This is a genomic window from Altererythrobacter sp. C41, from assembly GCF_016803135.1.
Taxonomy (GTDB): Bacteria; Pseudomonadota; Alphaproteobacteria; order Sphingomonadales; family Sphingomonadaceae; genus Pelagerythrobacter.
Map to the genome: position 1 here is coordinate 485,551 of NZ_JAEVFE010000001.1, position 15,395 is coordinate 500,945.

The 15,395-nt window shown below is 67.7% G+C and carries 11 protein-coding genes and 1 tRNA gene; 4 read left to right on the top strand and 8 right to left on the bottom strand.

All coding sequences use genetic code 11. The annotated features are described in order from the left end of the window. Nucleotides 1-21: 21 nt before the first annotated feature. Entirely contained in the window at nucleotides 22-810 is a 789-nt protein-coding gene (locus tag JNO53_RS02295; protein ID WP_338015276.1) for an NAD kinase, read from the top strand. Nucleotides 811-920: 110 nt separating this feature from the next. Then, nucleotides 921-995: transfer RNA gene (locus JNO53_RS02300), tRNA-Asn, on the top strand. Nucleotides 996-1,070: 75 nt separating this feature from the next. Here JNO53_RS02300 and secA read toward each other — a convergent pair. Beyond that, the gene (gene secA, locus JNO53_RS02305) at nucleotides 1,071-3,818 is read right to left on the bottom strand and encodes a preprotein translocase subunit SecA (protein ID WP_203107184.1); all 2,748 of its coding nucleotides are present in this window, start codon (nucleotides 3,816-3,818) and stop codon (nucleotides 1,071-1,073) included. Nucleotides 3,819-3,911: 93 nt separating this feature from the next. Further along, nucleotides 3,912-4,184, bottom strand: coding sequence for a hypothetical protein (locus JNO53_RS02310; RefSeq protein WP_203107185.1), 273 nt, complete (start codon nucleotides 4,182-4,184; stop codon nucleotides 3,912-3,914). An 86-nt stretch (nucleotides 4,185-4,270) separates the two neighbouring features. On the opposite strand from JNO53_RS02310, the gene argJ reads away from it, so the two are divergent. Together argJ and JNO53_RS02320 are read left to right on the top strand one after the other, a co-directional pair. After that, the gene (gene argJ / locus JNO53_RS02315) at nucleotides 4,271-5,497 is read left to right on the top strand and encodes a bifunctional glutamate N-acetyltransferase/amino-acid acetyltransferase ArgJ (protein ID WP_203107186.1); all 1,227 of its coding nucleotides are present in this window, start codon (nucleotides 4,271-4,273) and stop codon (nucleotides 5,495-5,497) included. Between the two features lie 29 nt (nucleotides 5,498-5,526). Next, on the top strand, nucleotides 5,527-6,294 hold the full coding sequence (locus tag JNO53_RS02320; protein ID WP_238401603.1) for an inositol monophosphatase family protein: 768 nt from the start codon (nucleotides 5,527-5,529) through the stop codon (nucleotides 6,292-6,294). 107 nt (nucleotides 6,295-6,401) lie between these two features. Here the strand turns inward: JNO53_RS02320 and trxA are convergent, their stop codons facing one another. The 6 genes from trxA to tsaE are packed head-to-tail and all read right to left on the bottom strand — an operon-like array spanning nucleotide 6,402 to nucleotide 15,394. After that, nucleotides 6,402-6,722 carry a thioredoxin gene (trxA, locus tag JNO53_RS02325; RefSeq protein ID WP_203107188.1) on the bottom strand — a complete coding sequence of 107 codons (321 nt, stop codon included), beginning with the start codon at nucleotides 6,720-6,722 and terminating at the stop codon, nucleotides 6,402-6,404. Between the two features lie 25 nt (nucleotides 6,723-6,747). Next, nucleotides 6,748-10,257, bottom strand: a complete 3,510-nt coding sequence (gene addA, locus JNO53_RS02330) for a double-strand break repair helicase AddA (RefSeq protein ID WP_203107189.1) — start codon at nucleotides 10,255-10,257, stop codon at nucleotides 6,748-6,750. Then, nucleotides 10,254-13,271 carry a PD-(D/E)XK nuclease family protein gene (locus JNO53_RS02335; protein ID WP_203107190.1) on the bottom strand — a complete coding sequence of 1,006 codons (3,018 nt, stop codon included), beginning with the start codon at nucleotides 13,269-13,271 and terminating at the stop codon, nucleotides 10,254-10,256. Before JNO53_RS02335 ends, addA begins: the two co-directional genes overlap by 4 nt. Then, a complete protein-coding gene (locus tag JNO53_RS02340; RefSeq protein WP_203107191.1) occupies nucleotides 13,264-13,980 on the bottom strand; it encodes a sugar phosphate nucleotidyltransferase in 717 nt (238 codons plus the stop codon). Before JNO53_RS02340 ends, JNO53_RS02335 begins: the two co-directional genes overlap by 8 nt. After that, a complete protein-coding gene (locus tag JNO53_RS02345) occupies nucleotides 13,977-14,966 on the bottom strand; it encodes an aminoglycoside phosphotransferase family protein (RefSeq protein WP_203107197.1) in 990 nt (329 codons plus the stop codon). Before JNO53_RS02345 ends, JNO53_RS02340 begins: the two co-directional genes overlap by 4 nt. Beyond that, the gene (tsaE, locus tag JNO53_RS02350) at nucleotides 14,963-15,394 is read right to left on the bottom strand and encodes a tRNA (adenosine(37)-N6)-threonylcarbamoyltransferase complex ATPase subunit type 1 TsaE (protein ID WP_203107846.1); all 432 of its coding nucleotides are present in this window, start codon (nucleotides 15,392-15,394) and stop codon (nucleotides 14,963-14,965) included. Before tsaE ends, JNO53_RS02345 begins: the two co-directional genes overlap by 4 nt. Between the last annotated feature and the right edge of the window lies 1 nt (nucleotide 15,395).

Below are 15,395 nucleotides of genomic sequence, written 5' to 3' on the forward strand. Positions count from 1 at the left end.
GCCGGCAGGACGGAGCTCTAAGTGGGCGTTTCCAACGGATTTACGCGGCTGGCGATGATCGCCTCCGATACCGAGCGCGCGCAGGAGGCGGCGCACGAGCTGCGCCAGTCGCAGGCCTTCTGCTCGATGGAGGAGGCAGAGGCGGTTGCGGTGATCGGCGGCGACGGCTTCATGCTCCACACGTTGCACCAGATGCTCGACAGTGGAGACGTGAAGCCGGTTTACGGCGTCAACCTGGGCACGGTCGGCTTTCTGATGAACAAGTATCGCAAGGGCGGCAGAGTGATCGACCGCGTGAACCGCGCCCGCGCGATCGCGATCGCGCCGCTGCGCATGGAAGCGGTGACTCAGGACGGTGCGCGGACGACCTTCTGCGCAATCAACGAAGTCTCGCTGCTGCGCGAAACGCGCCAGACGGCGAAGATCGAGGTCTCGGTCGATGACCGCGTGCGCATCGAAGAGCTCGTCTGCGACGGTGTTCTGGTAGCGACCCCCGCCGGATCGACCGCCTACAATCTGTCCGCCCACGGGCCGATCCTGCCGCTCGATTCGAACCTGCTGGCGCTGACTCCGATCAGCCCCTTCCGCCCGCGCCGGTGGAACGGCGCGCTCCTGCCCGACCGCAGCCGGATTCAGCTGCGCGTGCGCGAGCCGTCGAAGCGGCCCGTCTCCGCGGTGGCCGACCAGAAGGAAGTGCGCGATGTGGCGGAAGTGACGCTGGAGATCGCCCGCGAAGCCGAACTGACGCTGCTGTTCGATCCCGGCCATGCGCTCGACGAACGCATCGTGGCGGAGCAGTTCGTGGCCTGAGCCGCTGGAGGCCGAGTCCCACCGGGTCGGCAATCTTGCGGCTACCGCAACGACGGGGTTGCAAACTCCGAAGCTCGACCATATACGCGCGCTCTGCCTGCACGGGCTGCTCCCCGATAGCTCAGCGGTAGAGTAGGTGACTGTTAATCACTTGGTCGTTGGTTCGAATCCAACTCGGGGAGCCATCATCCTGAAACGGCAATGAAAAAGGGCGCGGCGGGGATTTCCCGCCGCGCCCTTTTCGCATGCTCCGGCGCGCCTCAGGAGGCGGCGCCGTGGCAGTGCTTGTACTTGTTGCCCGAGCCGCAGGGGCACAGCGCGTTGCGGCTGATATCCATGCCGGCGTAGGGGTTCTCACCCGCAGCGCCGCCCGGACCTGCGGCCGCCTGCGGACTGCCGGCGAGAGCGCCGAACAGCGCGGCCCGCGCCGCCGAACCGTCGCCGTCGTTCGAATCCTCGAGCCCCGTCAGCGGATCGATATGGCCGGTGAGGAAGTCCGGCAGGTCCGGCAAGGCCTGCTGCGGCGGCGGGGCGAGGCGCAGTTCGCTCTTGAGCAGGATCGAGGTGATGTCCTCGCGCAGCTTGTCGAGCATCGATTCGAACAGGCCGAAGGCTTCCTGCTTGTACTCGTTGATCGGCTGCTTCTGCGCATAGGCACGCAGGAACACGACCTGCCTCAGAGCGTCGAGCGTCGCGAGGTGTTCCTTCCAGTGGTAGTCGAGCCGTTCGAGCAGGATCGACTTTTCGACCTGGCGCCAGATCGATGGATCGTTGTCCGCCATCTTGCGCTCCATGATCCCGTCGACCTCGGCGCGAACACGTTCTTCGATGATCTCCGGATCGAGGGTATCCTCCTGCATCCAGGCATCGATCGGCGGATTGATACCGAGCACTTCTGCGACGCGCTCCTTCAGGCCCTCCACGTCCCATTGCTCGGGATAGGATTCGGGCGGGCAGGCGGCGCCGACGATACCGGCCACCGTATCGTGGCGCATGTCCACCACCACGTCGTCGACCCGTTCGCTGTCCATGATCTCCGCGCGCTGCTCGTAGATCACCTTGCGCTGGTCGTTCATCACGTCGTCGAATTCGACGACCTGCTTGCGGGTGTCGTAGTTGCGCGCCTCGACCTTCTTCTGCGCGGTCTCGATCGCTTTCGAGAGCCAGCGTGAGCCGATCGCTTCGCCGTCTTCCAGATTCGAGTTCATCATGCGGGCGAACAGCGTGTCCGGCCCGAAGATGCGCAGCAGATCGTCCTCGAGGCAGAGATAGAAGCGCGAGAGACCCGGGTCGCCCTGACGGCCCGAGCGGCCGCGAAGCTGGTTGTCGATACGGCGCGATTCGTGCCGTTCCGTGCCCAGCACGAACAACCCGCCCGCTTCGAGCACCTTGGCCTTCTCCGCGGCAACCTCTTCGCGGATCTTCGCGATCGCGGCGTCCTTCTCGGGGCCCTCTTCCATATCGCGAAGCTCGTCGTCGACCCGGAAGTCGACGTTACCGCCAAGCTGGATGTCGGTGCCGCGGCCGGCCATGTTGGTCGCGATGGTCACCGCGCCGAGGCGGCCCGCCTGCGCCACGATGTGCGCTTCCATCTCGTGGAAGCGGGCGTTGAGCACGTTGTGCTTCACGCCCTCCTCGTCGAGGAACTTGGACAGCAACTCGCTCTTCTCGATCGAGACGGTACCGACGAGCACCGGCTGGCCGATCTCGTTCTTCTCGCGGATCGCCTTGGCGATGGCTTTGAACTTGTCCTGCGTGTTCTTGTAGAACTCGTCTTCCTCGTCGAGGCGCTGCACGGGCACGTTGGTCGGAATCTCGACCACGTTCATCTTGTAGATGTCCCAGAACTCGGCCGCCTCGGTCGCAGCAGTGCCGGTCATGCCCGACAGCTTGGGGTACATGCGGAAATAATTCTGGAAGGTGATCGAGGCCATCGTCTGGTTCTCGGGCTCGATTTTGACACCCTCCTTGGCTTCGACCGCCTGGTGCAGACCGTTCGACCACCGGCGCCCCTCCATCATGCGGCCGGTGAACTCGTCGATGATGACGACCTTTCCGTCCTTCACGATGTAATCGATGTCGCGCTTGAACATCATGTTGGCCTTGAGCGCCTGGTCCAGATGATGGACGACCTGGGTGTTCTCGACGTCGTAGAGATTGTCGGTCTCGAGCAGGCCCGCTTCGGCGAGCATCTGCTCGACCTTCTCGATCCCGTCCTCGGTCCAGGTGATGTTCTTGGTCTTCTCGTCTGCATCGTAGAAGCTGTCGTCGATCCGCTTCACGATCTCGTCGATCGAGACGTAGAGTTCGGTCTTGTCTTCGGTCGGGCCGGAGATGATCAGCGGGGTGCGCGCCTCGTCGATCAGGATCGAGTCCACCTCGTCGACGATCGCGAAATTGAACGGGCGCTGCACCATCTGGCGGCGCTCGTGCTTCATGTTGTCGCGCAGGTAATCGAACCCGAATTCGTTGTTGGTGCCGTAGGTGATGTCCGAACCGTAGGCTTCGCGCCGCTGGTATTCGTCGAGATTGGGCACGATCACGCCGACGGTCAGGCCCAGCCAGCTATAGAGCCGTCCCATGTGCTCCGCGTCGCGGCGGGCGAGATAGTCGTTGACGGTGACGACGTGCACGCCCTTGCCCTCGATCGCGTTGAGGTAGGTCGCGAGCGTGGCGACGAGGGTCTTGCCTTCGCCAGTCTTCATCTCCGCGATTTCGCCGCGATGGAGCACGATGCCGCCGACCATCTGCACATCGAAATGCCGCATGCCGAGCACGCGCTGCGACGCCTCGCGCACGGTGGCGAACGCTTCGGGCAGGATGTCGTCGAGCGTCTTGCCCTCTTCGAGCTGCGCACGGAATTTGGCGGTCTGGGCTTGGAGTTCCTCGTCGGAGAACGCCTGGATCTGCTCCTCGAGCGCGTTGATCTGGTTGACGATCTTGCCCAGCGACTTGACGTAGCGGTCGTTGGACGAGCCGAAAATGGACTTGGCGATTGCTTGGAACATGAAAGGGGTCCTGTCCGGACTGGAAATGGATGGAAGCCGCCCGCGCGCGTTCGGCGCCGGCGGCAGATCACGTCGGAAAATGCGGAAATGCGCCTATTCGAAGGCGCGGTCGGGGCCGAACTGAACGGTCGGGATGTAGATCGTGACCGGTTTGCAAACCTTGCAGCCCGGCGCAGTATCGGCCTTCGCGGGCAGTTTGCTCTTGCGGGCGGCGGCCTGGCAACGCTGGGTCTTCCCCGGCTGCGCCTCTTCCGCCCGGTTGCTGACTTCCGCGCTCAGCGCCTGCGCAAACGCCGCGTTCGCGGGCGTGCCGGTAGCGGCAAGCCCGGTAATGAGCGCAAGGCAGGCGAGAAGGCGGGTCAGCATCTCGGCGCAAGATAGGTGCTGTTCGTCCGATCGTCCACCTAGAAAGCCGCATTTACCCCCGCGTGCCGTCCGGGTAGGAGCCGGCCATGGATCTCGAACGCTCACCCCTCGCTCTGCCCTTCCCCGACATGCCTCCGATCGCCGGCGTGGTGCCGCGCGTCGCGCGCGCCGGGTACAAGAACTGGGGGCGCTGCGATCTGACCTACGTCGAGCTTGCTGAAGGCACGGTAGTCGCCGGCGTCTTCACGCGCAGCGTCTGCTGTTCGAGCGAGGTCGAACTGGGCCGCGAGCAGGTCAAGGCCGGGCGGGCGCGGGCGCTGGTGGTCAACGCGGGCAACTCCAACGCCTTCACCGGCTATCGGGGGCGCGAGGCGGTGGAAGCGATCATGGCACAGGTCGCCGAACACCTCGGCTGCCCGAAGACCGAGGTGTTCGTCTCCTCCACCGGCGTGATCGGCGTGCCCCTGCCGAAGGACAAGGCTCGCGCCGGGATCGCCGCAGCGCTCGAAGCCGACGAATGTTCATGGGAGGAAGCGGCCGCAACCATCGGAACCACCGACACTTTCCCCAAGGGCGCCACCGCACAGGCGGTGGTCGGCGATACCACGGTGACACTCTCCGCCATCATCAAGGGCAGCGGCATGATCGCGCCGGACATGGCGACGATGCTCGGCTATGTCTTCACCGACGCGGCCGTCGAACCCGCATTCCTGCACCGCCTGCTGTCGGAAGCCAACGAACGGACGTTCTCCTGCATCACCGTCGACAGCGACACCTCGACCAGCGATACCGTGCTCGCCTTCGCCACGGGCAAGGCGGGCAACGCGCCGATATCCTCGTTCGACGACCCCGGCGCCGATGCCTTCGCCGCCGCGCTGCACGACATCTGCCGCCAGCTTGCGCATCTCGTGGTCCGCGACGGCGAGGGAGCGCGCAAGTTCATCGAGATCGCGGTGACCGGCGCCGTGTCCGACGAAAGCGCCCGCAGGATCGGCCTCGCGATCGCCAACTCGCCGCTGGTCAAGACCGCCATCGCGGGCGAGGATGCGAACTGGGGCCGCGTGGTCATGGCCGTGGGCAAGGCGGGCGAGCCCGCCGACCGCGACCGGCTCTCGATCGGCTTCGGCGGCCAGTGGACCGCGCGCAACGGGTTGCCGCTCGCCGATTACGACGAAGCGCCCGTCGCCGAACATCTGAAAGGCAACGAAATCGCGATCGCGGTCGATCTGGGCCTCGGCGACGGCCGGGCTACCGTATGGACCTGCGATCTCACCCACGGCTACATCGCGATCAACGCGGACTATCGATCGTGAGCCTGCTCGACCGCGAAATCCTCGCCCTGATGCGGCGCGTGAGCGAGGAGGCGATCGTGCCCCTCTACCGCGCACTGGCGGACGACCAGATCGTGGCCAAGGCGCCCGGCGATGTGGTGACGGTGGCGGACCATGCAGCGGAGGCCATGCTCGCCGAGGCGCTGGCCGCCTTCGAACCTGCATTGCCGGTCGTCGGCGAGGAAGCCTCCCACGCCGATGCCGCAGTGCAGGATGCGCTGGCCGGCGATTGCTGGATCGTCGATCCGCTCGACGGGACGCGCAACTTCGCGCGCGGAGAACCGCCGTTCGGGATCATCATTGCGCGCGCAGAAGGCGGCGTTGCCCGCTCGGGCTGGATCTACGATTGCCTGAGCGGCCGCTTCTGCGCCGCGCATGAGGGGCACGGCGCGTTCGTCGACGGCGAACGGATCGAGGCCCAGCCCACCGGCGAAACGCCGCCGGTGGCGGCCATTTCGCTGATCTTCATGGACGAATCGAGGCGCGAGACGGTGAAGCGGCGGATCGCTCCGCACTACCGCCTGACCGACATCCCCTACTGCGCGGCCGAGCAGTACCCGCGCCTCGCGCTGGGCGTGAACGATGTCTCGATCTTCGAGCGGACGCTGGCCTGGGACCACGCCGCCGGGGTGCTGTGGCTCAACGAGGCCGGCGGCAAGGCGGCACGGCCGGACGGTTCACCCTATCGGGTCGACGAATGGGAGAAGCCGGGCCTGCTCGGTGCGGCAAGCCCGGCGCTGTGGGATGATCTGGCGAAGCGGATGGCGTCGCTCGACTGAAGCCCCTCCTCTTCAGAGGAGGGGTTGGAGTGGTGCTTGCCGCAGCGGACGCTGGCGCGTCCGTAACCACCCCTCGATCCCCTCCTTTGAAAAGGAGGGGAGGAAACTCACAGCTCGCTTTCCAGCCACCCCTTGAGCTGGCTCTTGGGCGCGGCGCCGAGCTTCTGCGCAACCGGCTTGCCGTCCTTGAACAATACCATCAGCGGAATCGACTGGACGCCGATCTGACCGGGCACGCCGGTATTCTCCATGATGTCCATCTTGGCGATCGTCACCTTGTCGGCCAGTTCCTCGCTGATTTCCTCGAGCGCAGGCGCGATCATCTTGCAGGGGCCGCACCAGTCGGCCCAGAAATCGACAAGCACGGGCTTGTCGCTGTCGAGCACATCGGCCTGGAAGCTGGCATCGGTGACGTTGACGGTCGCCATGGGGAATCTCCTGTTGTGTTGCCCTCTATTTAGGGCCGCGGTCTACCGGCTCAACGGGCGCGCGGCCAAAGCTTTCCTGCGCTGTGGACAAGGCGGCGTTCTGCGCGGCCAGAACCTCCGCAGGAATCGCGACGAGCCGCGGGGCCTGCGTGTAGAGCACCGCCGCGGCGATCTCTCTGCCCGGATAGATCTGCGCAAGCGCGGCGGCGTATGCTGCCATCTGGCGGATCGTGGATGGCGGCACGCGATCGAGCGTCTCGGGCGGACGCCGCGCGGTCTTGAAATCGACCACCGTCACGCGGTTCGCTTCGACGAGCAGCCGGTCGGCGGTCCCTGCAATGACCTGCCCCTCGACGATCGCCGCCAGCGGGACCTCGGCCAGCGCCCCCGGGGCGAAAACCTGCGCGAAGGCGGGATCGGCCATTACGGCAAGAGCGGAGGCGAGCACTTGTTCACGCACATCACCGGACAGGCCCTGCCCCTGCCGTTCGAGCCATTCGCGCCCGATCCGCTCGCGATCCGCAACCGGCACCTCCGGCAACCGCTCGAGCAGCTTGTGCGTCAGCGTGCCGCGCAGCGCCGCCTCGCGCAGCATCTCGGGCGGCAGCGGCGGGTCGGCGCCAGTGTCCTCGCCTGCCGAGGACGGCGCGAGAGGACGCGGCGGCCGGGGCTCGGGGCCGACAGGTGTGGTGGCCCAGGCGGGCAGCGAGCGTGCCGCCTTTCGCTCCGCCGGGTCCTCGACCGGCAGTGCCGGCGCCGGGATGCCGATCTCCCACCGTGCCCCCCACAGGTCGTCCGCGAGGCCGTCGCCCTCGAACAATGGGCGAAGGCGCGCGTACCAACTGTCGGCGTGCGGCTCACCCTTCTCCCGCGGACCGAGCGATCCGCCGATGAACAGCGCCTCCTCGGCCCGTGTCATGGCAACGTAGAGCAGGCGCCAGTGCTCGCGCATTTCCTCGGCCATCGCCGCCTCGTGCGCGGCGGCGATCGGGCCGAGGCGCTGGTTCTTCGGCAGGCCCGGGATCGGCACGGCGCGGCCCTTGTCGCCGCCCGGAACCGGCTCCGCCAGCGTCAGCGCGCCGCCGGAAGGAGGGGTTCCCGTCGCGTCGGCCAGGATCACGATCGGCGCCTGCAGCCCCTTGGAACCGTGCGCCGTCATCACGCGGACGAGATCGCCCCCCTCGCCCGCCTCGCGCTTGAGCTCGCCCTCGCCCGCATCGAACCAGCGGATGAAGCCCTGCAGGCTCGCCGGATGCGCGGCGGCATAGGCGTGGGCGGCATTGAGCAGTTCGTCGATCGGATCGTTGACCTCGCTCCCGAGCCGCGCGGCCAGCCTGCGCCGCCCCTGCCATGGCCCGACGAGTATCCAGTGGAGCATCGCCTGCGGAAGCTCGAAGTCGGCCCGCGCGAGCAGCGCGCCGAGGCGTTCCAGAGTCTCCACCACGAGCGGCGCGCGCGAGGCGCGCAGGTGCGTCCACAAGCGGATGCCCTTCGGCCGATAGCCGTATTCGAGCAGGTCGTCCTGGCTCCACCCCCCGAGCGGCGACACCAGCAGATTGGCAAGGTTCAGATCGTCGAACGGCTGCGCGGCGAAGCGCAGCGCCGCCATCAGGTCCTTGACCCCGAGCGGCGCGCCGAGCCGCAGCCGGTCCACGCCCGCGACGGGCACGCCCGCCGCGTGGAGCCGCGCGACGATCAGACCGGCAAGCTCCTTGCGCTTGCGCACCAGCACCATGATGTCGCCCGGACCGGCGTTGCGGGGCGTTCCCTTCGCGAGCGGGAATCCTTCGTCGAGCCAGCGCCTGACCTGTCGCGCGATGCGGTCGGCCATTTGCCGGTCGTGGCGCGAGAGCCAGCCTTCCTCGCCCTCGTCGTCCTCCCCGTCGAGCGCTTCGCCGGTGACCGGCTGCCAGAGCGTGACGAGTCCAGCCCGCGCCTCGCCAATATGGGGTTCGGACGGTCTGCCAAGCCCGAGTTCGGCAAACCCGACCGCCTCGATCGCGCGATCGACGAAATCGAGCACCGGTTGTCCCGTGCGGAAGGATTGGCCCAGGCCGTATTCCTGCAAGCGGCGGACCGGAATGTCGGAAAACAGCGTCCCCGCCGCCTTGGACGCATCTTCCGCGGCTTTCGCCGCCGCTTCCATCTCGCGCTTCACCCGATTGCGCGCGGCCTCGAAGTTCTCCGGGCTGGTGCCCTGGAAGCGGAAGATCGCCTGTTTGTAGTCGCCGACGGTGAAGATCGTCCGCAGCTTGCCGTCGTGCGCGCCCTCGCCGCTGAAGAAATCGTCGATCAGCGCAAAGACGATCGCCCACTGCTCGGCGTTGGTATCCTGCGCCTCGTCGATCAGGATGTGATCGAAGCGGCGGTCGAGCTTGTAGCGAATCCACCCCGCCATGTCCGAACGGCCGAGCAGGTCCGCGGCGCGGCGGATCTGGTCATCGAAATCGACCAGCCCCTCGCGCGCCTTGGCTTCCTCCCATAGCAGCGCGAACTTGCGGCCGAGCTCGAGCAGCGGCGAGATATTCTCCGCCAGCGCCAGAAGGCCGAGGAACTCGCGCACTTTGCCGATGCACTCGCCCGCCCGCGCGCTGGCGCCGGAGAATGCGGGATCGGTGGATTTGGGCAGCTTGGGATTGCCGTTCTTGTAGAACAGCGCATCGGCCAGCGCCTCGATCCCCGCCGCGCGCATGGAGCCATCACCGTCGAGCCAGGCGCCGATCGCCTCGACCGCCGCGGCGCCGGTCTTGCCCTTCCACGCGCGGTACTGCGCGAGGCATTCCCTCAGCGCCGCAACGTCGAAGCTTTCGTCAGCGCAGAGCGTCGCCGCGTCCTCCGGCCGGGCATCGGCTTCCAGCCCCAAGAGCCGGTTGACGCGCGGACGCATCGGCGGCTGCCAGGCGCCGGGGCCGAACCAGAGCTCGCTCGCGCCGGCGCAGCGCATGAGCCACGCGCGCACGCCGTCGGGCCCCTTATCACAGCTGAGCCTGGCGATAGCATCGAGCGTCGCCCCGTCCCCCTCGCGTTCCGCCGCGAGCAGCATGTCCGCCAGCACGTCGTGCGAAAGCAGCTCGCACTCCCGATCCTCCATCGGGCGCGAGCCGGGGACGATCCGCGCTTCCTCCGGGAACGTCGCGAGCAGCCACTGGGCAAAGGCATGGATCGTGTCGATCCTCAGCCCCCCGCCCGGCGTGTCGAGTACGCTCGCAAACAGCGTCCGCGCCCGCGCCTGAGTCTCGGGATCGAACGGCGCACCGATCGCCTTGAGCTCGCCCGCCAGCGCGGCCGGATCCATCCGCACCCATCGCGCGAGCACATCGTTGACCCGCACCGCCATCTCCGCCGCGCCGGCCTTGGTGAAGGTCAGGCACAGGATCTGCGACGGATCGGTATCCGGCTGAAGCAGCAGACGCAGCACGCGCGCCGAAAGAACCTGCGTCTTGCCCGTCCCGGCCGAAGCGGAAAGCCAGACGCACTCGCGCGGATCGACTGCCGCGCGCTGATTGCCGTGGAGCGGATAGACCTTGCCGCTCATGTGCCGTCCTCGTCGTCGTCGAGACGCGCCTGCCATTCGTCCAGCCGCATGAGCTGGTCGTAATCGGCATAGCCGGGATAGTCGGGGTTCTTGCGCGCGGTGAACGGCTCGGTCCCTTTGATGTACTCCTCGATCGCTTTGTGCAGCTTCTTGTCAGTTAGCGGCAGAAAGCTTTCGGGCGCGATGCCGACGCGCTTGGTGCCGATCCTAAGCGGCGTTTCGACATAGCCGAAATCGCCTTCCCGGTTCTTTGCAAGCGACCAGTATTCGAACGCGGTGGGTTCGCCCGAGACGCCCTCAATCCCGCCGGCTCGCGCCATCGTGCCGATCAGACCGAGCTGGAGCGCGAAACCCTCCTGGACCATGGCCCAGCTCGGCGGCTTGCCGGTCTTGTAGTCGACAATCGCGAGCTCGCCGCCCGGCAAGCGATCGATCCGGTCGGCGCGACCGTGGATTCGCACACCGTCGACGATCATCTCACCCTTGCGCTCGACCGCGATCACCTCGCGTTCGGGCTCGGCATCGATCTGCGCCTCGACCCACTCGAGCGCGGCCATCAGCCGGGGGCGCCACAGCCCCCGCATCAACGGATGGGCGTTCATCTCCTCCAGCACGCTCTCGGCGACGGGCGTGAGCGCCGCCTTCGGGTCATCCTTGCGGGCGAGGTGCCATCGTTCGAGGATTTCATGCGCTGCCGTCCCCTGCCATGCGGCGGACGGTTCGGCGTCGAGCGTATCGAGCCTGCGCAGGCCGAGGATCGCGCCCGCGTAGAACTGGTAGGGATCGCCCAGCAGCCGGTCGAGCGCAGTGACGGCGATCGGCACGTCGCGCTGCTCGGCGCTGGGGCGCGGCGCCGGGCGCGGATAGGGCGACGGCTCGTCGGTCGCGGCATCGAGCGCCCGCGCCAGTTCCACCGTGGCCGTCTCCCGGTGCGATTCGAGCAGCGTCTCGCCCAGCAGCGCCTTGACCCGCAGCAGGAAGCGCGAGGGGATCGCCGGACCGCTCTCGTCCCGCGCGGCCCGGCTCAGCACGACTTCCGGCGCGCCGAGAGCGCCGGCGAGATCATGCGCCGACAGGCCGATACGGAAGTCCGCACCGGGAACGCCCAGCGCCCGCATCACCGCCGGTGCGAGCAGCGGATCGGGCGCGGGGCGTGGCGGCCAGCTCCCCTCGTTGAGCCCGCCGCAGATCACCAGGTCCGCGCGGCTCATGCGCGATTCGAGCAGTCCGTAGATCGCGACGCGCGGGTGCCCGCCGTAGGGAGGGCGCACCGCGACGCGCTCCATCGCCTCACGCAGCACGGTGGGGAGATCGGCGGATGCAAGGCCAAGGCCCGCCTCGCGCGCATGCAGGCGCAGATCGTCGATGAAGGCGGAAAGCGCGCGTCCATCCTCGCGCGCCCAGAGCTGCTCCCCGCACAGCGCCTCTCCGGCCGTCGCCAGCGCGTCGAGCTGATCGGCGAGCGGTGGTTCGTCGCCATCGCGCGGGAGCAGCGGGGCGAGGATGGTTTCGACCTCCGCCCACCAGTCGGCGATCCGCGGTTTATCGCCGAGACGCAACACCACCTGGCGCAGGGGACCAAGGCCCGGCGCCGGTCGCGGCCCGCGTAGCGCCAGTTCAAGCGCGCGTGCATGGTCGAGCCAGTCGGCGCGGCCGAAGGGCAGCCCGGCCAGCGGATGCTCCAGCAGCGCCATCAGCGGGACCGGTGCGGCCTGCTCGGCGGCAACTTCGGCGAGCAGGAGGAGGAGCCGCCCGGCCGGGGTTTTCGAAAGAGGCCGACCGGCGGAGTCGTCCGCCTCGATATTCCAGCGCCGCAGGTGCGCCGCGACGCGCGCGGCGAGGCCGCGGTCGGGCGTCACCACCGCCACCCGCTTGCCGGGCACCTCCAGCGCCTCGCGCACGAGCAGCGCGATCGCCTGCGCCTCCTCTTCCGGATTGGCGCTTTCCATGATCCGTACGCCTGTGAGCCGGCGCTTCTCGGGCGGTAGGTCGACCCAGCCCGTGCTCGCCTGCGGCGGCAGGAAGAGGCTGGAGATCGCATGGCTGCGCTCGGGTTCGGCCGCGCCGAGCCCTCTGCGATGCCACGGCCGGACCTCGCCGCGCGCGATGCCCATGCGGTTGAGCAGCAGCTTGAGGTGATACTGCGGATGGGTCACCGCATCGCCGCGCGCCAACGCGGTATCCTCCGGACTGTCGCCCCGGCCCGCGCGTCCGAGCTCGTCCCACACCGCGTCGTCCAATGCGAGGTCGAAATCGGGCAACACGACAGCGCCGTTGGGCAGATCGGCAACCACTCTCAACAGCTTGGCGAGTTCAGGCGCGGCGCTGGTCACACCGGCCGCAACGATGGCACTTGCCGGCGGATGGTTCCGCCAGTGCGTCGCCGCGCGGGCGAACAGCATGTTCCGGCGCATGGCGGCGTCCACCATGCCGAGCCGCTCGAGCTCCGCCAGCCACATCGTCTGCACGGTGTAGAAAAGCTTGGTGTTCTCGCTCCAGTGCGCGGCGACTTCGGCGAGCGCCTGCATCACCGGCTCGTTCCACAGATCGTCGGGTGCGACGCCTTCGACGAGCAGCCGGTCCATCGTCTGCCCGATCTCGTGCGCGAGCCGCAGCCGGCCTGCAGGCGTCGGGCGCGGATCGCGTCCCAGCGCCGCCATCGCCTGATCGACGAGTTGCGCCAGCGTCAGCCAGCGCCGTGTCGACTCCACCGCCGGAGGAATATCGCTCGCGCCCAGCGGGTCGAGCAGCATCCCGAGCGTCTCATCGAGATCGAGGTCGCCGACCACCGCCATGCGCGGCATCAGCATTCCAGGCTGACTTTCGGCGCCAAAGTGGCGAATGAACGCTTCGGTGACGGTGCGCACCGCCCGCGTGCTCGGGAGCAACAGCGTCAGGCGCGCGAGGCCGAGATCGGGTTCGGCGTAGCGCGGGGCGAGACCCGCCACCAGTGCATCGGCGAAACCGCGGTGCGCGGCGATCGAATAGACGCTCGGCCCGCTGCGTTCAGCCACGCCTGAGCGCTTCTTCGGTCGGCTTTATAGCCTCCGGTGTCCCTACCTCGAACCACAAGCCAGTGAAGACGGCGCCGTACAGCCGCCCCTCGGCAATCGCGCGCTCCCACAGCACCATGGTGCCGAACGGTCCTTCCGGCGCATCGCGCAGCAGGCGGTGCGACACGAGCTGGATACCGGTGTAGATGAACGGCGCGACACGGCCCGGCAGGCGCCGTTTCAACCGGCCCACCGGGTCCATGTGGAAGTCCCCGAGGCCGCGGAAATTGCTCGCCCGCGCATGGGGAACCACCAGCAGCAGCGCGTCCATCTCGTCCGCGTTCCACAGTTCCGACAGGTCGGCGAAGGCGTCGCGCGGCCCGTCGAGCCAGATGTTGTCGGCGTTAAGGCAGAAGAACGGGTCCGGCAGGTGCGGCCGCGCCTTCGCCATACCGCCGCCCGTCTCGAGTAGCAGATCGCGCTCGTCCGAGATCGTAACCTTCGGCCTGGCGCGCTCTTTCAAATGCGCTTCGAGCGAATCGGCGAGGTAATGGACGTTGACCACCGCCTTCGCCACACCGGCTTCGGCGAGCCGATCGAGTGTGTGGTCGATCAACGGCTTGCCGGCGACGCGCACCATCGGCTTAGGCTGGCTCGCCGTCAGCGGCCGCATGCGCTTGCCGAGGCCCGCCGCCATGACCATCGCGGTGTCGGAAGCGAGCCCGGTCACTGGATCTCTCCGCCGAACGTATCGCGGATATTGCGCGGGATGTTGAGATCGAACCAGCTAGCGACCGGCGCGAGCGCGGGATGCGCGAGATCGCGCTCCATCGCTTCCCACACACGCGGGATCATTGCGAGATAGCGCGCCTTGCCGTCGCGCTTCCACAAGCGGGTGAAGATGCCGACGATCTTCGCGTTCCGCTGCGCGCCGAGCCGGGCGTAATCGGCCTCGAACTCGTCGCCGGGCGCCGCGCGCGCGATATAGCGGTCGAGCATGGTCCGTTCGAGCTCGACCGAAACGTCGCGGCGGGCGTCCTGCAGCAGCGAGACGAGGTCGTAGGCACGATGGCCGACGAGCGCGTCCTGGAAATCGATCAGCCCCTGCGCACCGGTGCCGTCCTGCGCGGGCCCGAGCAGCATGATGTTTTCCGCATGATAGTCGCGCAGAACCGTCACGCCGGGCTGCTGGCGGGCGAGCAGCGGGCGCAGCGTCTCCGTCCATACAGCGGCATAGCCCTCGGCATCGACCGCCAATCCCATCGCCGGGCAATACCACTCGGTCAGCAGCGCGGCTTCGCGTTGATAGACCGGCATGTCGTAGGGATCGAACGGCCCCGGAGGCGCGCGATGCAGCTCCACCAAGGCATCGATCGCTGCCGCATAGGCATTCGCCTCGCCCTCGGGGTTCTCGTCCAGCCAGTCGCGCATCCGGTCGACGCCGAAATCCTCCAGCAGGATCCAGCCCGCCTCGGCATCCTCTGCGATGATCTCGGGCGCGCGCTGACCGTGCGCGGCAAGCCAGTGCGCAACGTCGAGGAAGGGGCGCGGGTCTTCCTCGGGCGGCGGCGCGTGCATCAGCATGGCTTTGCGACCACCCGCGCGGACGCGGAAATAGCGACGGAACGAGGCATCGCCAGGGATCGGATCAACCGCGGCCCCTCCCCATCCTGCGCTTTCGAGGAATTGAATCAGGCCATCGGGCAGTTCGCTCATGGCAGGCGCCCTAGCCAATCCGCGCCGGGTTCGACAATCGCCTTGCGCCCGCTCCCGGCAATTTCGAGCGTGATGGAGAGGCAGCCCGGCTCGTGCGCAAAGCCGCCGGCGTTTTCGGGCCATTCGGCGATCAGGGCCGCACCCTCGCGATAGTCGTCGAGGCCGATTTCCTCCGTCTCGTCCGGATGTTCGAGCCGGTAGAAATCGGCGTGAACGAGGGGCGGATCCAGTGCGTCGTAAGTCTCGACGATGGTAAAGGTCGGTGACGGCACCTCCCCCTCATGACCCAGCGCCGAGACGATCGAGCGCGCCAGCGTGGTCTTGCCCGCCCCGAGCCCACCGGAGAGTGCGACGACATCACCTGCGCGCAACCGGGCGGCGATGCGATTGCCGAACGTCTCCATCGCGGAGAGATCGGGAAGGTCCATT